The following is a 24828-nucleotide window of genomic DNA, read 5'->3' on the forward strand; positions in this document are numbered from 1 at the left end:
CCCCATTGTCGCATCCTTCTTCGACCGCCCGACCGGCAGCCTGCAATATGTCTTCCACGACCCCGAGACGATGAAGGGGGCGATCGTGGACCCGGTCTGGAACTTCTGTCCCAAGGCGGGCCGGACCTGGACCGAGGACGCCGACCGCATCCTGGACCATGTCCGCCGCACGGGGATCGAGGTCGCGTGGATCCTCGACACCCACCCTCACGCGGATCACTTCACCGCTGCGGTCTATCTGTCCGAGCAGCTGGGCGGCATGCCGCGCGGCATCGGCGCGAAGGTGACCGAGGTGCAGCGGCTGTGGCGCGAGATCTATCACGACGACACGCTGCCGCAGGACGGCGCGCCGTGGGACCGGCTGTTCGCGGATGGAGACGAGTTCACCGTGGGGACCATCCCGGTGCGGGTGATGCTGTCGCCCGGGCATACGCTCGCCTCGGTCACCTATATCGCGGGCGACGCGGCCTTCGTGCATGACACGCTGATGGTGCCCGGCTCGGGCAGCAGCCGGGCGGATTTCCCCGGTGGCGATGCGGGGCAGCTGTGGGACTCGATCCGCGCCATCCTCGAGCTGCCGGCCGACACCCGGCTGTTCGTCGGCCACGACTATCCCGCCCAGGACGATCCGCCGCGCTTCATGGCCACGGTCGCCGAACAGCGGTTGACCAACGAGCATGTCAAGGACGGCGTGCAAAAGCCGGAATTCGTGGCCCGGCGCAAGGCCCGCGACAAGACGCTCGCCCTGCCCGCGCAGATGCTGCACGCGCTGCAGGTCAACCTGCGCGGCGGCCGGCTGCCCGCGCCCGAGTCCGACACGCGGTCGTATTTCAAGGTCCCCGCGAACTACTTCGACCGTCCGTCGAAAGGTTAGGACGACAGGAAATTGTCAGCTTGACGGAACCGTGGTCTCTATTCTACTATTTACTAGTAGGAAATAGGTTAACCCGGAGGATCCCCATGACCTATCCTCGTCTGGATGCCAGGCACCTCGCCTCGGACCACGCCGCCGTCGCGCTCAGCAGCGGGGGCACGGTCCAGGGTCGCATCGTCGCGGCTGACCTGGACGGGCGTGTCACGCTGCTGACCTCGAAGGGACGCGTGACCGGCCGCCCCGTTGCCCCAGAGCCCTCCCCTGGTTGCGGCTGGTTCGGCAGCCGGTTCTTCCGCGGCTGACCGCAGCGCGCCCCAACAAAAAAACGCCGCCCTCGACGGGCGGCGTTTCGCATTGCGACGGCAGGTCGGCTCAGAAGCCGAGGCCGGCGTATTTGTTCTTGAACCGGGACACACGGCCCCCGGTGTCCATCAGCTTGGCATTGCCGCCAGTCCAGGCCGGGTGCGAGGTCGGGTCGATGTCCAGAGACATCGTATCGCCCTCTTTGCCCCAGGTCGAGCGGGTCTGATACGTGGTGCCATCCGTCATCTTGACGGTGATCATGTGGTATTCGGGATGAGTATCGGCTTTCATGGCACGACCTTACGCGTTGGCGTCGGCCTTGGCGGCCTTCGGCTTGTAGTTGGAAACCTCGGCGATCCGGGCCGACTTGCCGCGGCGGTCGCGCAGGTAATACAGCTTCGCGCGGCGGACGCGGCCCCGGCGGATGACCTCGATCTTGTCGATGTTCGTCGAATACAGCGGGAACACCCGTTCCACGCCCTCACCGAACGAGATCTTGCGCACGGTGAAGGACGCGCCCAGCGTCTCGCCGCCCTTGCGCGAGATGACGACGCCTTCATAGTTCTGCACCCGGGTGCGGGTGCCTTCGGTCACCTTGTAACCGACGCGCACCGTGTCCCCGGCCTTGAAATCCGGGATGGTCTTGCCGAGCGCGGCGATCTGCTCGGCTTCCAGTTCAGCGATCAGGTTCATCGCTTGGTTCCTTGTCATGGCTCGCGGCGGTCCCGCGATTGGTGTGATGCGCCCGAGAGCTGCGGTCCTTTGCCGGGTCCATACGCGCTGCCTGAGCCTGCTCGTATGCCCGCCACAGATCGGGGCGGCGTTCCTTGGTCAGCCTTGCGGCCTCGTCCACCCGCCATTGCGAAATGGCCGCGTGATTGCCGGACAACAGCACGTCCGGTATCCTGCGGCCTTCCCATTCGGCGGGCTTCGTGTACTGCGGATGTTCAAGCAGGCCGTGAGAGAAGGACTCTTCGGCCAGAGAATCCTGATTCCCCAGCACGCGCGGTATAAGGCGAACCGTCGCGTCGATCAAGACCTGAGCGGCCAGTTCGCCGCCGGTCAGGACATAGTCGCCGATGCTGATCTCCTCGATCCCGCGGGCGTCGAGGATGCGCTGGTCGATGCCCTCGAACCGCCCGCAGATCAGCGTGACGCCCGGCTCCTGCGCCAGCTGGCGCGCCCGCGCCTGGGTCAGCGGGGCGCCGCGGGGGGACAGATAGACGACCGGCAGGCCGGGGGTGGCCTCGGCCAGCGCCGCGTCCAGCACGTCGGCGCGGATCACCATGCCCGCCCCGCCCCCCGCTGGCGTGTCGTCGACGTTGCGGTGCCGGCCCAGCCCGTGATCGCGCAGGGGGATGGGCCGCAGGTTCCACAGCCCCTCGGCCAGCGCCTTGCCGGTCAGCGACAGCCCCAGGACGCCGGGAAACGCCTCGGGAAACAAGGTGATCACATCGGCGGTCCAGGCGCCGGCGAGCTGCGGCGGCTCCATCAGGTCGCGCGGCTTCAGGGTCGGGCGGACCGTGACGCGGCCATGAGAACGGGGCGCGGGATCGGTCATAGCGGCGGCTCGTCGTCGCGGCCGAGGTGCGTGACGTCGCGCCTGATGTCGTCGGCGCGGTCGTTCAGCCGGTCGGCGATGCGATCCAGCGCCTCGGGGTCGGGATCGGGCCCTGAGGTGGCGCGGGCCAGCGCTTCGGCCTCGGCGTTCAGCGCCGCGGCGTCGCGGACCATCCCGCTCAGCGCGGCATCCCGGCGCGCGGACCACAGCTGCACCGACAGCGCCGTGCCGGCCAGCGCCAGCAGGATCGGCGGCAGCGCCCCCCAGCCGGGCGCCCACCCCGTCGCGCCGGAGAGCCAGCGGCCGAGCAGCCACAACAGCCCCGCGACGGCCGCGTTGACCCCTGCGGCGATGGCGGGGACGACCGGGCTGGCCCACTCGGCCGGGTCGGTGGTCAACATGTAGCGAGCGGCGAAGATCACTGCGAACAGCCCCACGCTCCACCCGCCCGCGCCGCCCAGGCCGGCGAGCAGCGGGGTGGACAGGACGAGGAAGCCCGCGGCCGACAGCAGCACCAGCCGGGGCAGCAGCGCGCCCATCATTCGTCGCTGCCCGGCGGGTCGGCGACGATGCGCCCGGCGGCAAGGTCGATGGTGGGGACGGCGGCGCGAGTGAAGGGGATCAGCAGCACGCCAGCGGGCCCGGCGACCTCGAGGATGTCGCCCGCGCCGTGGTCGTAGACGGCGCGGACCCGGCCCAGCACGGCGCCGCCGGGGTCGGCGACCTCGAGCCCGATCAGGTCGGCGTGGTAGAACTCGTCATCGCCCAGCGCCGGCAGGGCTGCGCGGTCGGCCCAGAGGGTCACGCCCTTCAGCGCGTCGGCCTGTTCCTTGGTCTCGACACCCGAGAGCCGCGCCCCGAGCCCGCCGTTGACCGGCCGGGTCAGGGTCACGGCAAAGCGCCGGGTGCCGTCCTCGGTGGTCAGCGTCCCGTAGGTCGCGATGTCCTCGGCGGTCGTGCAGAAGCTCTTGAGCCGCACCTCGCCGCGGACGCCGAAGGCCCCGGCGATGGCGCCCACGCAGGTCTTGTCGGTCATGGCGAACGCCCCTCGTGCTCAGGGAAAGCTCTAGAAAAGCAAGTCGTTGCGGCCCCTTGAACCGCAGCGGCGCGGGGCGGGCGGCAGACCTGTGCGCGCCCCGCGCCGTTGCTGTGCGGCCCGCGCCCCGGGGTGGTCCCCCGGCGCGGGCCGGACAGATCACTCGTCGGCCTTGGCGGCGTCGGCGGCAGCCTCGTCGGCGACCTCGACCGAGGTTTCCTCGGCGGCGGCGGCGGGGGCGTTCTTGGCCTCTTCCGCGGCGGCGCGGGCGGCTTCCTCGCGGTCCAGACGCTTCTGCGCGCGCTCTTTCGCGGCTTTGCCCGGCTCGCCCTTCTTGAGGTTGGCGCGCTCGGTTTTCTCTTTCGCGCCAGCGGCTTCCAGGAAGCGGGCGACGCGGTCGGTGGGCTGGGCGCCCTTGCTCAGCCAGTACTGGACGCGCTCGACGTCCATCTTGATGCGGTCTTCGGAATCCTTGGGCAGCAGCGGGTTGTAGGTACCCAGCTTTTCCAGGAAGCGGCCGTCGCGCGGCATGCGCGAGTCGGACGCGACGATGGCATAGTGCGGGCGCTTCTTCGAGCCGCCGCGGGCGAGCCGGATCTTCATGGCCATGAGGTTATCTCCTTGGTATGGCGTGATTATTTCTGGAATTGCTCGTGATGCCGGATGACCTCCGAGATCACGAAGTTCAGGAATTTGCGCGCGAATTCCGGGTCGAGATCGGCCTCGCGCGCGAGGCGTTCCAACCGCTCGATCTGGGCCGCCTCGCGGGCGGGATCGGACGGCGGAAGGGCGTGTTCGGCCTTGAGACGGCCGACGGACTGGGTGTGCTTGAAGCGCTCGGCCAGCGTATAGACGAGGATCGCGTCCAGGCGGTCGATCGAGGCGCGGTGCTCGGCGAGTATCGCCGCGGCGCGGGTCGCCGGATCGGCAGAGCCGGCCTCTGCCGCAGCGGCGATGTTCGTCTGGGGTTCATGCATCGTTCGTGCACCGTTCATGCGAATGCCGTTCATACGATTGCGACGCGGCGCCGGCCGGAGCGACCGCGCCCAGCGGATGCCGCCAGACCCCCAGCGCGCCGCCGTCGGGATGCGCGGGGGGCACCGCGGCGTCCGGGTCGCGGACCGCGCCCAGCCGCCGGGCCAGCGCGATCGAGCGGGCGTTGTCGAGGTCGATATAGCTGACCGCGGTCTTCCAGCCGAGATGGGTGCGGGCATGGTCGCAGACCGCCGCCGCGGCCTCGGCCGCGAGCCCCTGCCCCTCGTGGGCGTCGTCCCACAACATCCAGCCGATCTCGTGTTCGGGCCAGGTGTCGGGGAACCACGGGCCGGCCATGCCGATGGCGCGCTCGGCGCCGGTGCGGCCGTCGGCGCGGACGATGGTGAAGGGGCCGAAACCGCGCATGACCCAGTGCCCGAGGATCGCGCCGAAGGCCCGCCAGGCGCGTCCCGGCTCGGTCGTGCCGCCGACGAAGCGGGCACGGTCCGATGCCATGAAGGCGCAGAACGGCGCGCAGTCCCACGGCTCGGGCGCGCGCAGGATCAGCCGTTTCGTGTGGATGACGGGGGTGCCGGAGAGGGTGATGGTCATGCGGCAGCCTCCGCCGGGTGGCGATAGACGAGGCAGGGCTGGCCGCGCAGGACCATCTCGCGCTCGGGCCGGGCGCCCAGCCGTTCGGCCAGGCGAATCGAGCGGGTGTTGCCGGGGTCGATCAGCGAAATCGGCGCCGGATGGCCCTGCCCGCGCCACCAGCGGCGGACGGCGAGCGCGGCCTCGTGCGCCAGCCCGCGGCCCTCGAACCCGTCAAAGACGTGCCAGCCGAGTTCCGGCTCGGGCCAGTCGATGTGATGGCCGATCCCGAAGCGGCCCGCGGTCGCGCCGGTCGCGCGGTCCTCGGCCGTCCACCAGCCGAAGCCGCGGAGCAGCCAGTGGCCGAGCATCCCGCGCAAGCCGTCCCATGCCGCGTGCGGCGACGGGTCCGCCCCGCCGACGAACCGCGCGCGGTCCGAGGCCGCGAAGGCGGCGAATGCGGGCATGTCGTCCGCACGCGGCTCGCGCAGCACGAGCCGCTCGGTTTCCAGCACCGGAATGTCCACGGACAGCACCGGCATCACTTCTTCCCGAACAGCCCGCTGAGCCCGCCGGGCAGGTTCATCCCGCCCAGCTGGCCGCCAAGGCCGCCGCGGTCCTGCAGCATCTTCGTGGCCTCGGCCATCTTGGCCGGATCGACGTCGGCGAGGTCCGGCAGCCCGCCGCCCTTGCCCGACATGGCGCGCATCGCCTGTTTCAGCATCGCGCCCTTGCCCATCTTGGACACCTTCTTCATCGTGTCGGCCATCTGGCGCTGCATCTTCAGAAGCTTGTTCAGCTCGGCCACGTCCATCCCGGCGCCGGCCGCGATGCGCTTCTTGCGGCTCGCCTGCAGCAGGTCGGGGTTGGCGCGCTCTTTCTTCGTCATCGAGTTGATCAGCGCGATCTGGCGGCGGATCATCTTGTCGTCGATGCCGGCGGCCTCGGCCTGCCTGGCCATCTTCCCCATGCCCGGCATCATCTGCATGATCGAGCCCATGCCGCCCATCTTCTGCATCTGTTCCAGCTGGCCGCGCAGGTCGTTCATGTTGAACAGACCCTTGGCAAAGCGCTTCATCATGCGCTCGGCCTGCTCGATCTCCAGCGTCTGTTGCGCCTTTTCGACCAGCGCCACGATGTCGCCCATGCCGAGGATGCGGCCGGCGATGCGTTCGGCGTCGAAGGATTCGAGCGCGTCCATCTTTTCGCCAAGGCCGACGAAGCGGATCGGCTTGCCGGTGACGGCGCGCATCGACAGCGCCGCGCCGCCACGGCCGTCGCCGTCCATCCGCGTCAGCACCACACCCGAAACGCCGACCTTGGCGTCGAATTCGGTCGCCACGTTGACGGCGTCCTGCCCGGTCAGGCCGTCAACGACCAGCAGCGTCTCGCGCGGGTTCGTCACGTCGCGGACCGCCTGCACCTCGTCCATCAGGACTTCGTCGATATGCAGCCGGCCGGCGGTGTCGAGCATGTAGACGTCATAGCCACCAAGGCTCGCCTGCTGTTTCGCGCGACGGGCGATCTGGACGGCGTTCTCGCCCTTGACGATGGGCAGGGTGTCGACGCCGATCTGGGTGCCGAGGATCGCCAGCTGCTCCATCGCCGCGGGGCGGTTGGTGTCGAGCGAGGCCATAAGCACGCGCTTCTTCTCGCGGTCCTTGAGGCGCAGGGCCAGCTTGGCGGTGGTGGTGGTCTTGCCCGAGCCCTGCAGCCCGACCATCAGGATCGGCGCCGGCGGGTTGTCGATGCGCAGCGCGTCGGCCGGTCCGTCGCCCTGCAACATGGCGATCAGCTCGTCATGGACGATCTTGACGACCTGCTGGCCGGGGGTGATCGACTTGGTGACCGCGGCGCCGGTGGCCTTGGCGGTCAGGCCGCGGACAAAGCTGCGCACCACCGGCAGCGAGACGTCGGCGTCCAGCAGCGCCTGGCGCACCTCGCGCAGGGCGGCGGTGACGTCGTCCTCGGTCAGCGCGCCCTGGCGGGTCAGGCGGTCGAAGACACCGCCAAGGCGGTCGGACAGGTTCTCGAACATCTGCGTGCCTTTCAGCAGCCAAACACCGTTTGCCCCAAACGCCGGACGCCCCCGTGGGCGCAGCCGCGCTGACGGGGGGCGATCCCCGCGGATCGGGGACCGGAAGGACGACCTTCCGGGAATCTGGGTGGACATTTCAGACCGAAGGGCGAGAGTCAAGGCGGACGGGGCGGTTCGGGACGAGGGGGCTCTGCCCCCGGCCTGCGGCCTCCCCCGGGATATTTGCCCAAAGGAGAATGCCCATGAACGGACCGATGATGGCCCCGCCGGTCAGCCGCTTCACCGTCCCCAACCTGCGCAGCCTGCCCCCCGACATGCAGGAGATGATCCGCGCCGTGCAGGAGAAATCGGGGTTCGTCCCGAACATCTTTCTGGCGCTGGCCCATCGCCCGGCCGAGTTCCGCGCCTTCTTTGCCTATCACGACGCGCTGATGGACAAGGACGAGGGGCTCAGCAAGGCCGAGCGCGAGATGATCGTGGTGGCGACCAGCGGGCTGAACCGCTGCCAGTATTGCGTGGTCGCTCATGGTGCCATCCTGCGGATCCGGGCGAAGGACCCGTTGATCGCCGACCAGCTGGCGATCAACTGGCGCAAGGCGCCCCTGTCCGAGCGCCACTGGGCGATGCTGCAATTCGCCGAGCTGGTGGCGATGGACGCCGACAACATCACCGAAAGCGACCACCTGGACATGGCCGAGGCGGGCTTCACCCCCGACGAGATCTGGGACATCGGCGCCATCGCCGCCTTCTTCGGGATGTCGAACCGGCTGGTGAACATGGCCGAGATCCCGCCGAACGAGGAGTTCTATCTGCTCGGCCGGCTGCCCCGCGAGCCGCGTGCGGCCGGCGCGCCCGGATGACGCAGGAACGGCACCGGCGGCGAGACCGTTCCGTCCCGGCAACAGAGGGAGATGTCCGATGACCGACACGAAGGATTATGGCCCCGAGCCGTTCACGATCAACATCGAGGACGACACCAAGGCCAACACCAATTTCCGCACCACCCGCTGGACCGGCAAGCATCTGCAGCTGACCCTGATGTCGATCCCGGTCGGCGGCGACATCGGGCTGGAGGTCCATCCCGACAACGACCAGTTCCTGCGGATCGAGAAAGGCAAGGGCCGGGTCCAGATGGGCCCTTCCAAGGACCAGCTGACCTATGACCGCCAGGTCGAGGATGACTGGGTGATCCTCGTCCCCGCCGGCACCTGGCACAACGTCACCAATATCGGGGACGAGCCGATGCAGCTTTACGCGCTGTATGGCCCGCCCGACCACAAGCACGGCACGGTCCACAAGACCCAGGCCGATGCCGAGGCGGACCCGAACGAACATTGATCCCCGCCCGGGGTTTGCCCCTGCGCACCATGCCGCCTCGAGAGGGCCGGCACGGAGCGCGCGGGCCGGGTTCAGGCCGCCTTGTCCTGCGGATCGACCAGCGCCACCAGATCCATCATGATCCGGTTCAGCTCGAAATCCTTGGGGGTGTAGACGCGCGTCACACCCATCGCCCGCAGCAGCCGGGCGTCCTCGTCGGGGATGATCCCGCCGACGATCACCGGGACATGGCCAAGCCCCTCCTCGCGCATCCGGGTCATCACGTCCTCGACCAGCGGCAGATGGCTGCCGGACAGGATCGAGAGGCCGACGACATGGGCCTCTTCGTCGCGGACGGCCGCAACGATCTCGGCCGGGGTCAGGCGGATGCCGTCATAGGTGATGTCCATGCCGCAGTCGCGGGCGCGGAAAGCGATCTGCTCGGCGCCGTTGGAATGGCCGTCCAGCCCTGGCTTGCCGACCACGAACTTCATCCGCCGACCGAGCTTGGCGCTGACCGCGTCGACGGCCTCGCGGATCGGCTCCAGCCCCTCGGTGCGGTTCGACGGGCTGGGCGAGACGCCGGTCGGGCCGCGATATTCGCCGTGGACCTGGCGCATGACCCCGGCCCATTCGCCGGTCGTGGCCCCGGCCTTGGCGGCGGCGATCGAGGCCGGCATGATGTTGCGCCCGGCCGCCGCATCCTCGCGCAGCTGCGCCAGCGCGGCCTGCACCGCCGGGTTGTCGCGGCTGGCGCGCCAGTCGTTCAGCCGGGCGATCTGGTCGGCCTCGACCGCCGGATCGACGACCATGATCCCACCGTCGCCCGCGGTCAGCGGCGAGGGCTCGCCCTGCTGCCAGCGGTTCACGCCGACGACGACGGTCTCGTTATCCTCGATCCGGTTCAGCCGCGCGGCGTTCGAGCTGACCAGCTGCGACTTCATGTAGTCGATGGCGGCGATCGCGCCGCCCATCTCGTCCAGCAGCTTCAGCTCGGCCCGGGCGCCGTCCTTCAGCGCCTCGACCTTGGCGGCCACCGCCGGGTTCCCGTCGAAGAGGTCGCCGAATTCCAGCAGGTCGGTCTCGTAGGCCATGATCTGCTGCATCCTGAGCGACCATTGCTGGTCCCAGGGGCGCGGCAAGCCCAGCGCCTCGTTCCACGCCGGTAGCTGCACGGCGCGGGCGCGGGCGTTCTTGCTGAGCGTCACGGCCAGCATCTCGATCAGGATGCGATAGACGTTGTTTTCCGGCTGCTGCTCGGTCAGGCCGAGGCTGTTCACCTGCACCCCATAGCGGAAGCGGCGGTATTTCTCGTCCTCGATGCCGTAGCGGTCGCGGGTGATCTCGTCCCACAGCTCGGTGAAGGCGCGCATCTTGCAGAGCTCGGTGACGAAGCGGATGCCGGCGTTCACGAAGAAGCTGATCCGCCCGACCATCGCCGGGAAATCCTCGGGCGCGACCTTGCCCTTGAGGTCGTCCAGCACCGCGATCCCGGTCGCGAGCGCATAGGCGAGTTCCTGTTCCGGCGTGGCCCCCGCCTCTTGCAGGTGGTAGGAACAGACGTTCATCGGGTTCCACTTGGGCAGGTGGTCCGCCGTATAGGCCGCGACGTCGGTGATCATCCGCAGCGAGGGCTTGGGCGGGCAGATATAGGTGCCGCGCGACAGGTATTCCTTGATGATGTCGTTCTGCACCGTCCCTTGCAGGGCCGCGATGTCGGCGCCCTGTTCTTCGGCGACGGCGATATACAGTGACAGCAGCCACGGCGCCGTGGCGTTGATCGTCATCGAGGTGTTCATCTGGTCCAGCGGGATCTGGTCGAACAGCGCCCGCATGTCGCCCAGGTGACAGACCGGGACGCCGACCTTGCCGACCTCGCCGCGGGCCAGCACGTGATCGCTGTCATAGCCGGTCTGGGTGGGCAGGTCGAACGCCACCGACAGGCCGGTCTGCCCTTTGGCCAGGTTGGTGCGGTACAGCTCGTTCGACTTGGCGGCCGTGGAGTGGCCGGCATAGGTGCGGAACAGCCAGGGTTTGTCCTTGGTCGCCATGATCGGACGCCTTCGCAAGATTCTTTCGGTCCGCGCCAGCTAACCGACAGATTGCTGCGCCGTCAATTCGCCGCGCTGCGGCATGACGGTTTTCGAAGGCGCTTTGACCGGCGTTAAACCGGGGGTGTTGCAGCGGCGGGGCAAGGGCGCAGGGACGCCGGCCGCCAGTTCCACGAAACCGCGGCCGACGCGCTGGGCCTGGCCGTCGCCGGCAAGGCCGCCGAGGCGAATCAGCTGATCGGGGGTCGGTTCGCCTCGCTGTCGACCAAACTGGGGACCGCGATCAAGCATTGGCGGCACAAGCTGGTGTGTCGCGGGGCAGAGGCCCCCACAGGGCCGGCCGCGGGGGCGCGTTCCGTGTCCGGCGTTCCGCCGGCGTGGCGCGGCGGCGCGAAAATGCCGCAGCGCGTCGTTACGGACAGCCCGGCGGGGCATATAGCGGAACCTTGCGTCATATTGTTGCGTCCGCGACCCGTTCCTCTGTTGCAATGTTGCGCGCGGGCCATTAGCTCTGCCGGCAGGAGCGCCGCGATTCTGCGTTGCGGCATGATTGCAAGGAAAAATGCCGATGGCCCTCGACGCCCCGACCCCGATCGCCCCCTATGACGCGCCCGTAAAGGACCTGTACGAGATCGGCGAAATGCCGCCCCTCGGCCATGTCCCCAAGCAGATGCACGCTTGGGCGATCCGCCGCGAACGCCACGGCGAACCCAACGTCGCCATGCAGCTGGAAGTCGTGGACACGCCCGAGATCGACAGCCACGAGGTGCTGGTGCTCGTGATGGCCGCGGGCGTCAACTATAACGGAATCTGGGCCGGTCTCGGCCAGCCGATCAGCCCTTTCGACGGCCACAAGGCGCCCTATCACATCGCCGGGTCGGACGCCTCGGGGATCGTCTGGAAGGTCGGTGCCAAGGTCAAGACCTGGAAGGTCGGCGACGAGGTCGTGATCCACTGCAACCAGGATGACGGCGACGACGAGGAATGCAACGGCGGCGACCCGATGTATTCGCCGACCCAGCGCATCTGGGGCTACGAGACGCCGGACGGATCGTTCGCGCAGTTCACCCGCGTCCAGGCCCAGCAGCTGATGCCGCGCCCGCGCCACCTGACCTGGGAGGAATCGGCCTGCTACACGCTGACGCTGGCCACCGCCTACCGGATGCTGTTCGGGCATGAGCCGCACGAGCTGAAGCCCGGCATGAACGTGCTGGTCTGGGGCGCCTCGGGGGGCCTTGGGTCCTACGCGATCCAGCTGATCAACGCGGCGGGCGGCAACGCCATCGGCGTGATCTCGGAAGAGGACAAGCGCGACTTCGTCATGGGCCTTGGCGCCAAGGGCGTGCTGAACCGCAAGGATTTCAACTGCTGGGGTCCGCTGCCCAAGGTCGGGTCCGAGGAATACAAGCAGTGGTTCAACGAGGTCCGCAAGTTCGGCAAGGCGATCTGGGACATCACCGGCAAGGGCAACAATGTCGACATCGTCTTTGAACACCCCGGCGAGGCGACCTTCCCGGTCAGCACCTTCGTCTGCAAGAAGGGCGGCATGGTGGTGATCTGCGCCGGCACCACCGGCTTCAACTGCACCTTCGACGTCCGCTACATGTGGATGCACCAGAAGCGCCTGCAGGGCTCGCATTTCGCGCATCTGAAGCAGGCGGCGGCGGCCAACAAGCTGATGCTGGAACGCCGGCTGGACCCCTGCATGTCCGAGGTCTTCCCCTGGGCGGAAATCCCCGATGCGCACATGAAGATGTACAAGAACCAGCACAAGCCGGGGAACATGGCGGTGCTGGTGCAGGCCCCCGTGACCGGCCTCAGGACGGTCGAGGACGTGCTGGACCACGCCCCCAACCGTCGCTGAGGCAACCATCTCGTCGGTAGTGGGTCAGTTTGAAATCTGAAAGTTCAGGCTCGCATGAGCCTGGGTTTGCTTCGCGGCTCGGCGCGTCCTATCTTGAAGGCATGACCGACAGACCCAAACGCCCCCGCGACACCAACCAGCTTGCCAAGCTCATTGTGGACTTGGCGACGGGAGAGAACGTGGAGCATGAGCCTGACACGTCCGGGCAGCGCAAGGGTGGCTTGAAAGGTGGCAAGGCGAGAGCTGAAAAGCTCTCTCCATCTGAGCGTAGCGAGATTGCGGCGAAAGCCGCGCGTGCACGGTGGACGGACTAGGCAGCCCCATCGCCCACTTACACAAGCACCTCACTCTCGGAATCATCAGTCTCCATCGCGCCGCTGGGATCTTGTTCCGAGTGATGATCGGCGCCTTCCTCAGAGCCACCTTCATCCGAGTGCGCGTCACTCAGCCGATATCCTTGCCCTCGCCCCCCGACAACATTGCCCGCTTGGGCCATCCTATACACCCGTGCGGATAAGGCATTTAGCTCCTTATCCCTATCTCCATCGCCAATCACGATCCCCCGTGCCGTCAAAGCATCATACAGGGCCACACGATCCATCGGAGCATCAGCTTCGCGGAGCACGTCAAGGACTGCTTGCTCAAACTCATTTATAGGCGTTTTTGCCCTTTTGATATCAGCTGGAGAGGCGGTAGATGCGTCCGACGCCGCATCACTGCCTGCTGGTCGGTGTAAGTGTGGCTCCGCTGGGGCTGCCACAGCAGCCGTTAAAAATTGTGCGGCTGCGCGCTCCAACTCGTCATACTGGCGCAGAAGCCGGTCAATCTCACCCACGCGGTCCAGAAGACCTTGGCGCTCTGCCCGCAAGCGCGATGCTATATCCATACCTGCCCCTTCACGCGCGCATCCGAACCCATCGGACTGTATTCCGTTAATGTAATTGCTTGCGCCGCGTCCGTCAATCGGTTACGTATGTGGCGTGGGAGAGTCCCACCAACAAACTGACGGAACCTAACGATGAGAAGAAATCGGGGTCTTTCGCGCTGACAGCCACCCGGCGCGGAAGACCTTAAACGGAAAAGCCAGACCCGAAGGCCTGGCTTCCCAAAATAGGTGGAGATCAGCGCGGGCCGGAGCCCGTGAAAGTCCCTCCTCAACAGTTGGACTATCTCACAAATCCCGGCCCGCATCAAGCGAAACCCTCTTCCGAAAAGGAGACGGGCATGAAGGCTGGTGTCTTTGTGAACGCGTATGAACGCGTTCGCTTTGGCCGGGTCGAGCATGTCTGCGCCCACTGGCGCAGCCGCTGACCTGACTTGGCATTGATCCCGCGCTTCTTGGCTAGGCGATAGCGGCTCACGAGGCTCTACGTAATCAACTTGGGTGGCAGGAAACTGTCGCCCTTTTTTGGTCATACTGACAGATTATGCTTGACTGTTGGTCAGTATGAATTAGGTTCAGAGCATGAACAAGCTCGACACCAAGACCCGCGCCATGATCCTCCGCTGCCTTGTGGAGGGAAACAGCATCCGTGCTACGTGCCGCCTTACTGACACGAGCAAGAACACGGTGACAAAGCTGCTTGAGGACGCGGGCCGGGCCTGCTTGGCTTACCATGACGAACACGTGCGGGGTGTTGCCGCCACGCGTATCCAGTGTGACGAGATTTGGGCCTTCTGCTACGCGAAGGAAAAGAACGTTCCGACCGCCAAGGCTGCGCCAGAGGACGCGGGCGACGTATGGACTTGGACTGCGCTCGACCCCGACAGCAAGCTCATTGTCTCCTATACTGTGGGCGACCGCGACGCGGAAACGGCGCGGGACTTCATGTTTGACTTGGCCGACCGTCTGGCAAATCGGGTCCAACTCACCACGGACGGCTTTGGTGCCTACCTCAAAGCCGTGGGCGACGCCTTCGCGGCTGACGTGGATTACGCCCGGCTCATCAAACTCTTTGGTGAACCTACGGGCGCTAAGGGCCACGAGCGCACGTATTCCCCCGCTCAGTTCTCCGGTATCATCAAGGAGCCTGTATTTGGAAAGCCTGACATGGCAAAGGTCAGCACATCTCATGTCGAGCGGCAGAACCTTACGATGCGGATGCAGATGCGCCGCTTTACCCGGCTCACCAACGCCTTCTCCAAGAAGGCCGAGAACCACCTCTACGCTGTGGCGCTCCATTTCATGCACTACAACTTCGTCCGCACCCACAAGACGCTCAGGATGCCCCCTGCGATGGCCGCCGGCCTGACAACCCGCCCGTGGGAAATTGAGGACATCGTGGCGCTGGTGGAGGCGGCAGAGGAACCGCCAAAGAAGCGCGGACCCTACAAGAAGCGGGAGAAGTGAGGCTTATTCGGCTTGGAGCGAAGTGCCGCTATGGTTGGCGTAGGTCGGCCATGACGGGGTATAGCTCTCATCAGCTTGATTGCCCCATACAGCCCAACCCTTTCGGGTGCCGCGCGAAAATAGCTCAAGACGTGGCCCAGGTGAGCACGCTTCAATGATCGGGAAAATCTCGTCCGGCTTGCGCGAGTGTTCGCGCTTGCGGCTGGCGACGAAGTTGACTTGGCTCCGCCCAGGGGCCAGCGTGCGGGCGTCTTTCCCCCGAATGCCGAACAGCAAAAGCTCCGTCACATTGCGGAAGTAAAACCCGACCCCGCGTCCGTCCGAGCCACCGTCTTTGCGCACCTTGTGCCAGACGATGTTGGACTTGTAAGTGAAGCCCCATGCTTTCATGACGTCAAGCCCATCGGGCAGCATGGCATTGGGGATCCAAAGGTAGAGGTGGGCCGTCTCGGCCGCGACATCTGCCACGGGAAGGGCGCAGATTTCGGGCAGGGACATGGTTCCGTAACGGCTCAGACGGCGGTGTTCTGGCGCGACCTTCCCTGTGCTGTTCTGAAAACGCCAAGGCGGGTCCGCTAAGATAGTGGCGAACCTACGGCCGTTGGCCAGAGCCCGCAGGTCGTCACTTGCCGTCATCGTCGTCTGCCCCGTTGTCGCTGTCGTTCCCCTCATCGCCGCTGCCGCTCAGAAGATCCAGCACCGGGGTTGAGACATCTTCTATATACTTAGTTCGCGTGATGCCGAATGCCAGGATGGGGCAGCCTCCACCCCCGCCGCCCTCGATCCTTGGGAAGAGCTTGTCCATGTGGGTTGTTGATGCGCCGTATTTGTCGGCGACCTTCTTCCCTAGCGACTTGAAGAGAGATTGAAGGTTGCTCGCGCGGGTGATGATGATCCCCACGTCAATGACTCGAAGGTCGAACAGAAGGCGGAAATTGTTCAGGTCCCGATCAAAAAACGGGTCTTTGTTGTTCCACTCAATCTCCAGGCCAACTCGCCCCTTGAAGCAGTCAACCTTGTGTGTGGGGGTGTCTCGCTCCGCAGCATCCACTCGGATGCGCGTCTCAAACTTTCGCTCTTCCCACCCTCTGGCCTCCAGGAAGCTGTCGATCCGGCCCGCAATAACGCTTTTCCGCCCGCCGCCCGTCAGCACCTCGCTCTTGCGGAACTCGAAATCTCGCAGGACGGCCAGCACATCGGCCCACTCGTTCGGGTGTGCGGTGGAGACGACTCCGGCAGCGTTGCGCCACTCGTGCACCTCATAGGCGTCAGTAATGTCCGACGGAATCAGATGGAGCGTAACCATGCCTCATCTGCTCAGGAAGTCTTGGGAGGCGCAACCAACTGTCTCTAATTTCAAACTGACCCACTACCATCTCGTCCCCGCCCCTTGCGCGCGGGGACGATCCGGAGTATGTGGGTCCGGTATTCGCTTTTCTTGCTGCCTTCTGTCTCCGCTACCGGCTGCAGTCTGCAACCATCGAACTGTCGCCTACCGGACCGTCGCATTCCGCGGACGGCTTATCAGAAGGAATATCACGATGGCCAAGGGCACCGTGAAATGGTTCAACAACACCAAGGGCTTCGGCTTCATCGCCCCTGAGGGCGGCAACCGCGACGTGTTCCTGCACATCTCGGCGCTGGAGCGTGCGGGCATCCGTGATCTCCCCGACGGGACCGCGGTCACCTACGATCTGGAAACCGGCCGCGACGGCCGTGAATCGGCGACGAACCTGTCGCTGGCCTGAACCGGGCCTTATCGCGACACCGGACAAGGCGCCCTGCGGGGCGCCTTTTTCATGGGCGGTTGGCTTGCCCCGCCTCGCCCGCTAAGGGACGGCATGACCCTTCCCGTCCTTTCCCCCGATCAGGCCGACGCCTGGGATGCGCTGGCCCAGATGCTGGCTGCCTCCGGCGTGGACCTGGTGGCCGAGGAACTCAGCCCCCCGACCGAGGGCAAGGGCCGGGTCATGGCGGTGCTGGGCAAGGCCGGATCGGGCAAGACGCTGCTGCTGGCCGAACTGACCCGCGCCCTGATCGCGGCGGGCGCGCAGGTGGTCAGCGGCGATTACGAGGGCCGCCGCCGCAAGGACGCGCGCACTGTCGCGGTGCTGGCGCCGACCAACAAGGCGGCCTTCGTGCTGCGCACCCGGGGGGTGCCCGCGACGACGATCCACCGCATCCTCTATACCCCGGTCTATGACCCCGACTACGAACGGCTCGCCGACTGGCTGGCCGGCAATGGCGAGCGTCCCGCGATCGAGGGGCTGACCGACGCCGCGCTGGACCGGGCGCTGGCGTTCTATCAGCAACACGGCTCGATCCCCGGCGCGCTGGCGGCGGCGGGGCTGCGCGGGTCGGACTTCATCCAAGGGTGGAAGCGGCGCGAGGATGCGCTGGACATCGGCTTCGTGGACGAATCCTCGATGCTGGACGAGCGCCAGTTCGACGACCTGCGCGAGATCTTTCCGGTGCTGGTGCTGTTCGGCGACCCGGCGCAGTTGGCCCCCGTCGGGCAGTCGGGCGAGATGGTCTTCGACCGTCTCGCCGCGCCGCAAAAGCTGGAACTGCACCGCATCCACCGGCAGGCCGACGACAGCCCGATCCTGGACCTCGCCCACGCACTGGGCGATCCGGGCGTCGACTTCGCGGCCTTCGAGCGGCTGGTCCGCGACGCCGCCGCCCGCGACCCGCGCGTGATCTGGGCCGAGCGCGTCGAAAGCGACCTGATGGCGCGCAGCCCGGTGCTGGTCTGGCGCAACGCCACGCGGGTGCGGCTGATCTCGGCCTTCCGCGCCGCCCACGGCGCCCCCGGCGACGCGCTGCTGCCCGGAGAGCCGCTGATCTGCGACGGCATCGAGCTGCCGCTGAAGCACCGCAAGAAGCGCATCGACCTCGAGGCGCGCGGCCTCATCAAGGGCGCGCAGGTGGTCTATCTGGGACCGGGCCGCAAACCCGGCTTTTCCCGGCTGCACGTCATCGGCGCGCCGGAACCGCGGCTGTCGGCGGCCAGCATCGTCAAGATCGAGACGCCGGACGTCGAGGAACCCTTCATCCCCTTTGCCGCCCGCATGGGCGCCACCTTCCTGCATGGCGCGGCGGTCACGATCCACAAGGCGCAGGGGTCGCAATGGCCCGACGTGCAGGTCTTTGCCCCCGACCTGTCCGCCGCCGCCTGGTCGAACCGGACCGAGGCCGGGCTGCCGCTGTGGAAACGCCTCGCCTATGTGGCGATCACCCGCGCGCAGGACCGCCTGCTCTGGGTCACGAAAGCGCGGCTCGCCCGCCCCCAGGGCGCGCTCTCGATCGACGACCTGCCCGCCGAATCCGCCCCGCTCACCCTCGAAGAATCCTGAGTTCTTCTTTGCGAAAATATCCTGGGGGAGTCCCGCAGGGACGGGGGCAAAGCCCCCCTTCAGACCTTCCGCACCCGCCGCTCGATCCGGTCGTTGTGCAACTGCTCGATGCGCAGCCGCAGCGCCTCGGTTAGCGCCTCGCGCGGCAGTCCGGTTTCCTGCGACAGCCGCAGCACCCCGAAATGCACCCGCGCGATTTCCTGGTAATAGCGCGCGAAGGTATAGTTGATCGAAGCCCCGGCCAGCGCCCCGAAGACCGGCGTCGCCTGGGCCGCCAGCTTCTGCCCCAGCACGGCGGCGAGGCGCGGCGCGATCCGGGCGATGATGCCCTGCACGGTCTGGCCGGTGATCGACAGCTTCGCGGCCAGCAGGCCCAGGTCGGTGCCGTCATCCTCGGACATCGGCCCGGCGGCGGCAAAGACCCGCAGCGCCTCGATCCGCACCTCGTCCGAGTCCGGGTCCAGCCCGTGTTCCTCGGCGATGTCCAGGATCGCGCGCAGCAGCATCGTCACCGTCACCGGCAGTTCGATCATCGCGCCCGGCAGCCCCGCGACACCGCCCGCGGCCCCCGACACGGTCGAGGCGAGCCGGTTGAACCAGTCGCCGCGGTCACGGACATAGCGTCGGGTGCGCGTCGCGGCCGCAAAGGCACGGTTCAGCGCCGCCAGCGTCAGCCCGTCCAGCCGAGACCGGACAAAGCGCGGCAGCCGCTCGATCAGCCCCTGCGCGCTGCCGCCGATGGTCGCCAGGATCTCCATCCCCAGCCCGCTGGCCGCCAGGTAGCGCCGCGCCAGCCGGTCGATCTGCAGATGGACCGAGGGGTCATCGATCGGCGGCAGGATGGCCTGGCGCGGCGTGATCCGGGATTGCGAGTTCTTGGGGTCTGGCATGTCTGTCCTCTGGCATCTCGACCTGCGCGCAGGCCGAACGCAGTTCCGGGCTGTCCTCGATCTCGGCAAGCCCGGCCAGCACGTCGGGCCGGGTCTCGCGCGTGACCGCGCCGCGGACATCAACCCATGCGCCGGGCCGAAGTTCCAGCCCCAGCACCCGGTCGGGGTTGGTGGGCGGCGGCATCTCGACGCCCTCCAGCCGGACAAAGCCGAAGCGCGAATAATAGGGCGCGTCGCCGACCAGCATCACCCGCGCCCAGCCCATCGCCCGCGCCCGCGACAGGCTTTCGCGCATCAACAGTCCCCCCAGCCCCTCGCCCTGCGCGGTCGGGTGGACGGCGACCGGCCCCAGCAGCAGCACCGACCGCCCGCCCACCCGCACCGGCCAATAGCGGATCGCGGCGACCAGCGTGTCGCCGCTGCGCAAAGTCAGGCACAGCTCCGGCACCGGTGGCACCCCGTCGCGCAGCCGATAGGACGACAGCGCCGTGCGGCCGGGCGCAAAGCACAGGTCCAGCAGCGCCTCGACCTCGGGCGTGTCGGCATCGGTTTCGGGGCAAAGGTCATACATCGGGGCGTCTCGCAGCGCGCGGTGAGGGCGCGCTTAGCATCGGCTGGCGCCGGTTTGAACGGCAAATCGCCGTGTGCGCGTGCGGGTGCGCGGGCGGTTGCGGCGGGCGGTTGCGGCGGGCGGGCCGCGCGGGCAGGATGCCCGGACGCGACACGGATCCAACACGGACCCAACACGGAGCCAAGCCGATGTTCTATCGCCCCGAATCCGGCCACGGCCTGCCGCACAACCCGTGGAACGCCATCGTCGCGCCGCGCCCGATCGGCTGGATCTCGACCCGCGGCCGGCTGGGGGACAACCTCGCGCCGTATTCCTTCTTCAACGCCACCGCTTATGTGCCGCCGCAGGTGATGTTCGCCTCGACCGGGCAGAAGCGGGACCGGCCGGGGACCAAGGACACGGTGGCGCAGATCGCCGAGAGCCGGGTGTTCTGCGTCAACATCGCCGACGGGGCGCTGCGCGAGGCGATGAACGCCTCGACCTCGGCGCAACCGGCGGGGGTCAGCGAATTCGACCTCGCCCGCGTCACGGCGGTGCCGTGCGAGACCATCGACTGCGCGCGGGTGGCCGAGGCAGCGGCCTCGCTGGAATGCCGCGCGACCCGGATCATCCGGCAGGCAGGCGAGGCGAACCACCTGGTGCTGGGGGTCGTCACCGGCATCCATCTGCGCGACGACTGCGTGGCCTCGGGCGTGTTCCGCCCGCCCTCGGGGTGGCTCGCGCGGCTGGGCCACAAGGATTACTGCATCGTCACCGAGACGTTCGAGATGGACCGCCCCGCATGAAGCCGGCAAAGACCGTCAAGGACTATATCCGCAGCATCGTCGATTTCCCGCATGAGGGGATCGTGTTCCGCGACGTGACGACGCTGTTCGCGGATGCGCGCGGGTTCCGCATGGCGGTGGACCAGCTGCTGTCGCCCTATGCGGGGGTGCCGATCGACAAGGTCGTGGGGCTGGAGGCGCGGGGCTTCATCCTTGGCGGCGCGGTGGCGCATCAGCTGACCACCGGCTTCGTGCCGATCCGCAAGAAGGGCAAGCTGCCCGGCGCAGTCATCAGCCAGGCCTATCAGCTGGAATACGGCGAGGCGGTGATGGAGATCCACGACGACGCGCTGAACCCCGGCGAGCGGGTTCTGATCGTTGACGACCTGCTGGCTACCGGCGGCACGGCGCGGGCGGCCATCGACCTGTGCCGCCGTCTGGGCGCCGAGGTCGTGGGCGCGGCCTTCGTCATCGACCTGCCGGAACTGGGCGGCCGCCGGGTGGTCGAGGCGGCCGGCGTCGAGGTTCACGCGCTGACCGAGTTCGACGGGCATTAGCGCGCACGCTAGGCCGTGTGCGGCAGCGGGAACAGCCGATCATAGGCCCAGTTGAACAGGTAGCCGTAGACGACATAGAACACCGCCACGCCGACATCGAACAGGAACGCCTGCCACAGCGAGACGTCCAGGACCCAGGCGACGAAGGGCAGCAGGATGACCAGCAGCCCGGCCTCGAACAGCACGGCATGCACGGCGCGGATCGGGTGGGTCTTGACCACCGAGCCGCGCAGCCGCCGCATCGCATGGTCGAAGCCGAGGTTGTAGAGATAGTTCCAGACCGTCGCCACGACCGACGAGACCACCCCGACGACCCCCAGGGCGTGCAGGTCGAACCCGGTGATCAGCCAGCCGCCGCCGATGAGGAAGACCAGGCCGACGATTTCGAACAGGATCGCGTGGCGGATACGGTCGGCTGTGCTGCGCATCGGAAAGGCTCTGCTGGCGGGCCGTCCCGAGTGCTGCCCTTGATGGGGAAAGGTCGTCCTTTCGCCCCCCGGATAGGCCGCGCGGGGCCCGGGATCAAGCCAGCACGGCGCCGGGGTTCATGATCCCCAGCGGGTCCAGCGCCGCCTTGATCGCCCGCATCGCCGCCAGCCGCGCCGGATCGCCCCAGCGCGCCAGATCGGCGGTCTTGAGCCGCCCGACCCCGTGCTCGGCCGAAAACGATCCCGCGCGGTCCACCACCATCTGGTGCACGGCTTCCTGAATCGCAGCGCGGCGGTCGTCGTAGTCCTCGCGCCGCCGGCCGCGGGCGGGGAAGACGTTGTAATGCAGATTGCCGTCGCCCAGATGCCCGAAGCAGTTGATCCGCATGTCGCCCATCGCGGCCAGCATCGCCCCCGCATCGTCCAGAAACCGCGGGATTTCCGACAGCGGCAGGCTGATGTCGTGGCTGGAAACCGAGCCGATCCGCCGGTTCGCCTCGGGCAGATGCTCGCGCAGCGACCAGAACTCGGCCGCCTGCGCGCCCGACCGGGCGAGCGCACCGTCAGTGACCAGCCCGGCCGCCATCGCCTCTTCCAGCAGCCCCTCCAGCGCCGCGTCGGGGGCCAGCCCCTGGGGCAGCGACAGCTCCAGCAGCACCGACCACGGCGCGCCGGGCAGCGGCTGGCGGATCGCCGGCAGCACCTCGGCCAGGAAATCGAGCCCCACGCCCGAGATCAGCTCGAACGCCGTGACGCAGCCCGCGAACCGCCCCTGCGCCAGCGCCAGCAGCGCCAGCGCCTCGGCCGGGCCGGGCACGGCCAGCATCGCGGTCGCCAGGCCCGCGGGGACCGGCGCCATCCGCAGGCTCGCGGCGGTGATGATCCCCAGCGTGCCCTCGGCGCCGATCAGCAGGTCGCGCAGGTCATAGCCGGTGTTGTCCTTCCGCAGCCGCTTGAGGTCGCGCAGGATCGACCCGTCGGGAAGGACCGCCTCGATCCCCAGGCACAGCGCGCGGGCATTGCCCCAGCGCAGCACGGCGGTCCCGCCGGCGTTGGCGCCCAGCACGCCGCCCAGCTGCGCCGTCCCCTGACTGGCCAGCGCCAACGGGAACATCCGCCCGGCGGCGCGCGCGGCGTCCTGTACGGCGGCGAGCGTCATGCCAGCCTCGGCGACCAGCACATCCTCGTCGGGCCGGACGTCGCGGATGCGGGCCATGCGCTCCAGCGACAGGATCAGCGGCGCCGGCCCCTCGGGCATCACCGAGCCGCCGACCAGCCCCGTCCCGCCTCCGCGCGGCACGATCGCCACCCGCGCCGCCGCGCAGGCCCGCACGACCGCCGCCACCTCCTCGACCGAGCGCGGTGCAGCGACCAGCCCGCCCTGCCCCAGATAGCGCCCGCGCGGCTCGTCCAGATAGCGGTCCTCGACCGGCCGCAGCACGCCCTCCGGCAACTGGCTCGCAAGACGGTCATCGGCAGGATTCAGCGGCATTCTTCTTTGTCCAAATATCCCGGGGTCCGGGGCAGCGCCCCGGTCCGGCGTCACCGCACCTCGGTCCGCCCACGCCGGTCATGGCGCAGGTTGGAATACTGGACGTGATTCCGCCAGCGCCCGTTGATCTGCAGATAGGACTGCGCGACGCCCTCATACTTGAAGCCGGATTTTTCCAGCACCCCGCGGCTGGCGGCGTTCTCGGGCAGGCAGGCGGCCTCGAGCCGCGACAGATCCATCGGGCCGAAGGCATGGGCCACCACGGCGGCCAGCGCCTCGCGCATGTAGCCCTGGCGCGCGAAGGGGGCGCCGATCCAATATCCCAGCGTCCCCATCTGCGCCGGCCCGCGGCGGATGTTGTCCAGCGTCACCGCCCCCAGCAGAACCCCGTCACGGCGCACGAGGAACAGCGGCAGCGCGGTGCCGCCGCGGCTGGCGCGGGCGGCCCAATAGACGCGGTTGGTGAAGGACTTCCGCGACAGGTGGTCGGCGTGCCAGATCGGCTCCCACGGGGTCAGGAAGTCGCGGCTTTCGGCCCGCAGCCCTGTCCAGGCCGCGAAATCCTGATGCGCGGGAAGGCGCAGCACCATGCGCTCGGTGTCCAGCCGCAGGGCAGAGCGGCGCAGGAACATCAGGCGGCGAGTCGTCCGGCCAGCGCCTCGCGCGCGGGCGCCTTGCGGACCGGGCCATACAGCGCCAGCGCCGGCTGCGCCGCGGCGATCATCCGCGCGGCATGGTCGCGCACGTCGGCGGCGGTCACCGCGTCGATGCGGGCCGCGACCTCCTCGGCCTCGGGGACGCGGCCCCAGATCGCCAGCGCGCGGGCGATGCGTTCCGCCTGCCCCGAGGGGCTTTCCAGCCCCATCAGCAGCCCGGCCTTGAGCTGGGTCTTGGCGCGCGCGACCTCGGCTTCGGACAGGTCGTCGGCCGAGCGTCGGATCTCGTCCACGGTGAGATGCGCCAGATCGCCAAGCTGATCGCCCGAGGTGCCGGCATAGATCGTCACCATGCCGGTATCGTCATGGAATCCCGACTGCGCAAAGATCGTGTAGCACAGGCCGCGTTCCTCGCGGATCTTCTGGAACAGCCGCGAGGACATGCCGCCGCCCAGCGCCGAGGTCCAGATCTGCGCGGCATAGAAGTCGGGCGACAGATAGCCCGGTCCCTCGAAGGCCAGCGCGAAATGCGCCTGTTCCAGCCGCTTGACCCGGCGCGCCTCCGACCCCTGCCAGCGGGCGGGCTCGCGCCCCGTCCCGACCAGCGGCGACAGATGCCCGAACAGGTCCTCGGCCTGGCGCACCAGCGCATCGTGATCGACGGCGCCCGCGGCGGCCACGATCATCTGGCCGGGGCCGTAATGCTCGGCCACGAAGCCCGACAGATCGGCGCGGGAAAACCCCGACACCCGCTCGGCCGGGCCGAGGATGGTGCGGCCCATCGCCTGGTCGGGATAGGCGGCCTCTTGCAGCCAGTCGAAGATCACGTCGTCGGGCGTGTCCAGCGCCTGCCCGATTTCCTGCAGGATCACGCCGCGCTCGACCTCGATCTCGCGCCCGTCGAAGGCCGGGTTCAGGACGATGTCACCGATCACGTCCAGCGCCAGCGGCACGTCGCCGGCCAGCACGCGCGCGTAATAGGCGGTGGTGTCGCGCGAGGTGTAGGCGTTGATGTAGCCGCCCACGTCCTCGATCGCCTCGGCGATCTGCAGCGCGCTGCGCCACGCCGTGCCCTTGAAGGCCATGTGTTCCAGGAAATGCGCGATGCCGTTCTGGTCGGCCCGCTCGTCCCGGCCCCCTGCCCCGACCCAGAC

The 24828-nt window shown here is 68.0% G+C and carries 28 protein-coding genes and 1 pseudogene; 10 read left to right on the forward strand and 19 right to left on the reverse strand.

Going from position 1 to position 24828, the window contains the following annotated elements; translation table 11 throughout:
• Together IC63_RS11965 and IC63_RS11970 are read left to right on the forward strand one after the other, a co-directional pair.
• A partial coding sequence (locus tag IC63_RS11965) for an MBL fold metallo-hydrolase (protein WP_036720699.1) occupies positions 1 to 874 on the forward strand: 874 nt, incomplete at its 5' end.
• 86 nt (positions 875 to 960) lie between these two features.
• Positions 961 to 1176 carry a hypothetical protein gene (locus tag IC63_RS11970; RefSeq protein WP_036720700.1) on the forward strand — a complete coding sequence of 72 codons (216 nt, stop codon included), beginning with the start codon at positions 961 to 963 and terminating at the stop codon, positions 1174 to 1176.
• 70 nt (positions 1177 to 1246) lie between these two features.
• On the opposite strand, the gene rpmE is transcribed toward IC63_RS11970, so the two are convergent.
• The 10 genes from rpmE to ffh form a co-directional block, all read right to left on the reverse strand.
• Complete coding sequence (rpmE, locus tag IC63_RS11975; protein WP_036720702.1) at positions 1247 to 1468, reverse strand: 50S ribosomal protein L31; 222 nt, start codon at positions 1466 to 1468, stop codon at positions 1247 to 1249.
• Positions 1469 to 1477: 9 nt separating this feature from the next.
• Complete coding sequence (gene rplS / locus IC63_RS11980; protein WP_036720704.1) at positions 1478 to 1870, reverse strand: 50S ribosomal protein L19; 393 nt, start codon at positions 1868 to 1870, stop codon at positions 1478 to 1480.
• Positions 1854 to 2738, reverse strand: a complete 885-nt coding sequence (gene trmD, locus IC63_RS11985) for a tRNA (guanosine(37)-N1)-methyltransferase TrmD (protein WP_084115798.1) — start codon at positions 2736 to 2738, stop codon at positions 1854 to 1856. The genes rplS and trmD overlap by 17 nt, the downstream gene beginning before the upstream one ends.
• Positions 2735 to 3280 carry a hypothetical protein gene (locus IC63_RS11990; RefSeq protein ID WP_036720707.1) on the reverse strand — a complete coding sequence of 182 codons (546 nt, stop codon included), beginning with the start codon at positions 3278 to 3280 and terminating at the stop codon, positions 2735 to 2737. The genes trmD and IC63_RS11990 overlap by 4 nt, the downstream gene beginning before the upstream one ends.
• A complete protein-coding gene (gene rimM / locus IC63_RS11995; RefSeq protein ID WP_036720708.1) occupies positions 3277 to 3774 on the reverse strand; it encodes a ribosome maturation factor RimM in 498 nt (165 codons plus the stop codon). Before rimM ends, IC63_RS11990 begins: the two co-directional genes overlap by 4 nt.
• Positions 3775 to 3933: 159 nt before the next feature.
• The gene (gene rpsP / locus IC63_RS12000) at positions 3934 to 4383 is read right to left on the reverse strand and encodes a 30S ribosomal protein S16 (RefSeq protein WP_036720710.1); all 450 of its coding nucleotides are present in this window, start codon (positions 4381 to 4383) and stop codon (positions 3934 to 3936) included.
• Positions 4384 to 4409: 26 nt separating this feature from the next.
• Positions 4410 to 4751, reverse strand: coding sequence for a chorismate mutase (locus tag IC63_RS12005; RefSeq protein ID WP_052042193.1), 342 nt, complete (start codon positions 4749 to 4751; stop codon positions 4410 to 4412).
• Positions 4744 to 5361: a GNAT family N-acetyltransferase gene (locus tag IC63_RS12010; RefSeq protein ID WP_084115800.1), complete on the reverse strand. Its 618-nt coding sequence runs from the start codon at positions 5359 to 5361 to the stop codon at positions 4744 to 4746. The genes IC63_RS12005 and IC63_RS12010 overlap by 8 nt, the downstream gene beginning before the upstream one ends.
• On the reverse strand, positions 5358 to 5882 hold the full coding sequence (locus IC63_RS12015) for a GNAT family N-acetyltransferase (protein ID WP_036720712.1): 525 nt from the start codon (positions 5880 to 5882) through the stop codon (positions 5358 to 5360). The genes IC63_RS12010 and IC63_RS12015 overlap by 4 nt, the downstream gene beginning before the upstream one ends.
• Entirely contained in the window at positions 5882 to 7378 is a 1497-nt protein-coding gene (gene ffh, locus IC63_RS12020) for a signal recognition particle protein (RefSeq protein WP_036720714.1), read from the reverse strand. Before ffh ends, IC63_RS12015 begins: the two co-directional genes overlap by 1 nt.
• A 242-nt stretch (positions 7379 to 7620) precedes the next feature.
• On the opposite strand from ffh, the gene IC63_RS12025 reads away from it, so the two are divergent.
• Together IC63_RS12025 and IC63_RS12030 are read left to right on the forward strand one after the other, a co-directional pair.
• Entirely contained in the window at positions 7621 to 8238 is a 618-nt protein-coding gene (locus IC63_RS12025; RefSeq protein ID WP_232222599.1) for a peroxidase-related enzyme, read from the forward strand.
• A 58-nt stretch (positions 8239 to 8296) separates the two neighbouring features.
• A complete protein-coding gene (locus tag IC63_RS12030) occupies positions 8297 to 8716 on the forward strand; it encodes a cupin domain-containing protein (RefSeq protein ID WP_036720716.1) in 420 nt (139 codons plus the stop codon).
• 71 nt (positions 8717 to 8787) lie between these two features.
• Here the strand turns inward: IC63_RS12030 and IC63_RS12035 are convergent, their stop codons facing one another.
• Complete coding sequence (locus tag IC63_RS12035; RefSeq protein ID WP_036720719.1) at positions 8788 to 10746, reverse strand: protein meaA; 1959 nt, start codon at positions 10744 to 10746, stop codon at positions 8788 to 8790.
• A 568-nt stretch (positions 10747 to 11314) separates the two neighbouring features.
• Between IC63_RS12035 and ccrA the strand changes: the two genes are divergently transcribed.
• Together ccrA and IC63_RS12045 are read left to right on the forward strand one after the other, a co-directional pair.
• Positions 11315 to 12610 carry a crotonyl-CoA carboxylase/reductase gene (gene ccrA / locus IC63_RS12040; RefSeq protein ID WP_036720750.1) on the forward strand — a complete coding sequence of 432 codons (1296 nt, stop codon included), beginning with the start codon at positions 11315 to 11317 and terminating at the stop codon, positions 12608 to 12610.
• A 1465-nt stretch (positions 12611 to 14075) separates the two neighbouring features.
• Entirely contained in the window at positions 14076 to 14960 is an 885-nt protein-coding gene (locus tag IC63_RS12045; protein ID WP_036720721.1) for a transposase, read from the forward strand.
• Between the two features lie 3 nt (positions 14961 to 14963).
• Here the strand turns inward: IC63_RS12045 and IC63_RS12050 are convergent, their stop codons facing one another.
• Both IC63_RS12050 and IC63_RS12055 read right to left on the reverse strand, forming a co-directional pair.
• Positions 14964 to 15596, reverse strand: a complete 633-nt coding sequence (locus IC63_RS12050) for an MT-A70 family methyltransferase (RefSeq protein WP_036720723.1) — start codon at positions 15594 to 15596, stop codon at positions 14964 to 14966.
• The gene (locus tag IC63_RS12055) at positions 15583 to 16266 is read right to left on the reverse strand and encodes a BglII/BstYI family type II restriction endonuclease (protein WP_084115804.1); all 684 of its coding nucleotides are present in this window, start codon (positions 16264 to 16266) and stop codon (positions 15583 to 15585) included. Before IC63_RS12055 ends, IC63_RS12050 begins: the two co-directional genes overlap by 14 nt.
• Before the next feature lie 235 nt (positions 16267 to 16501).
• On the opposite strand from IC63_RS12055, the gene IC63_RS12060 reads away from it, so the two are divergent.
• Entirely contained in the window at positions 16502 to 16708 is a 207-nt protein-coding gene (locus IC63_RS12060; protein ID WP_036720726.1) for a cold-shock protein, read from the forward strand.
• Positions 16709 to 16801: 93 nt separating this feature from the next.
• Positions 16802 to 18316 (forward strand): ATP-dependent DNA helicase, encoded by a 1515-nt coding sequence (locus IC63_RS12065; protein WP_036720728.1) that lies wholly within the window; start codon positions 16802 to 16804, stop codon positions 18314 to 18316.
• Positions 18317 to 18375: 59 nt separating this feature from the next.
• Here IC63_RS12065 and IC63_RS12070 read toward each other — a convergent pair whose 3' ends face one another.
• Together IC63_RS12070 and IC63_RS12075 are read right to left on the reverse strand one after the other, a co-directional pair.
• The gene (locus tag IC63_RS12070) at positions 18376 to 19206 is read right to left on the reverse strand and encodes an EcsC family protein (protein WP_036720730.1); all 831 of its coding nucleotides are present in this window, start codon (positions 19204 to 19206) and stop codon (positions 18376 to 18378) included.
• Positions 19207 to 19300: 94 nt separating this feature from the next.
• Positions 19301 to 19777 (reverse strand): annotated as a pseudogene (locus IC63_RS12075) (GNAT family N-acetyltransferase); the annotation flags it as partial.
• Positions 19778 to 19965: 188 nt separating this feature from the next.
• Between IC63_RS12075 and IC63_RS12080 the strand changes: the two are divergent.
• Together IC63_RS12080 and IC63_RS12085 are read left to right on the forward strand one after the other, a co-directional pair.
• On the forward strand, positions 19966 to 20562 hold the full coding sequence (locus tag IC63_RS12080) for a flavin reductase family protein (RefSeq protein WP_036720732.1): 597 nt from the start codon (positions 19966 to 19968) through the stop codon (positions 20560 to 20562).
• Positions 20559 to 21098, forward strand: coding sequence for an adenine phosphoribosyltransferase (locus tag IC63_RS12085; protein ID WP_036720733.1), 540 nt, complete (start codon positions 20559 to 20561; stop codon positions 21096 to 21098). The genes IC63_RS12080 and IC63_RS12085 overlap by 4 nt, the downstream gene beginning before the upstream one ends.
• 8 nt (positions 21099 to 21106) lie before the next feature.
• Here IC63_RS12085 and IC63_RS12090 read toward each other — a convergent pair whose 3' ends face one another.
• The 4 genes from IC63_RS12090 to IC63_RS12105 all read right to left on the reverse strand — a co-directional run.
• Positions 21107 to 21526, reverse strand: a complete 420-nt coding sequence (locus IC63_RS12090) for a PACE efflux transporter (protein ID WP_036720734.1) — start codon at positions 21524 to 21526, stop codon at positions 21107 to 21109.
• Between the two features lie 94 nt (positions 21527 to 21620).
• Positions 21621 to 23018, reverse strand: a complete 1398-nt coding sequence (locus tag IC63_RS12095; protein WP_036720737.1) for an FAD-binding oxidoreductase — start codon at positions 23016 to 23018, stop codon at positions 21621 to 21623.
• A 50-nt stretch (positions 23019 to 23068) separates the two neighbouring features.
• A complete protein-coding gene (locus IC63_RS12100) occupies positions 23069 to 23650 on the reverse strand; it encodes a GNAT family N-acetyltransferase (RefSeq protein ID WP_036720739.1) in 582 nt (193 codons plus the stop codon).
• Positions 23650 to 24828: M16 family metallopeptidase (locus tag IC63_RS12105; protein ID WP_036720741.1), on the reverse strand; the 1179-nt coding region annotated here is incomplete at its 5' end. The genes IC63_RS12105 and IC63_RS12100, both read right to left, overlap by 1 nt.

Origin of the sequence: Paracoccus sphaerophysae (genome assembly GCF_000763805.1) — a bacterium.
GTDB lineage: Bacteria > Pseudomonadota > Alphaproteobacteria > Rhodobacterales > Rhodobacteraceae > Paracoccus > Paracoccus sphaerophysae.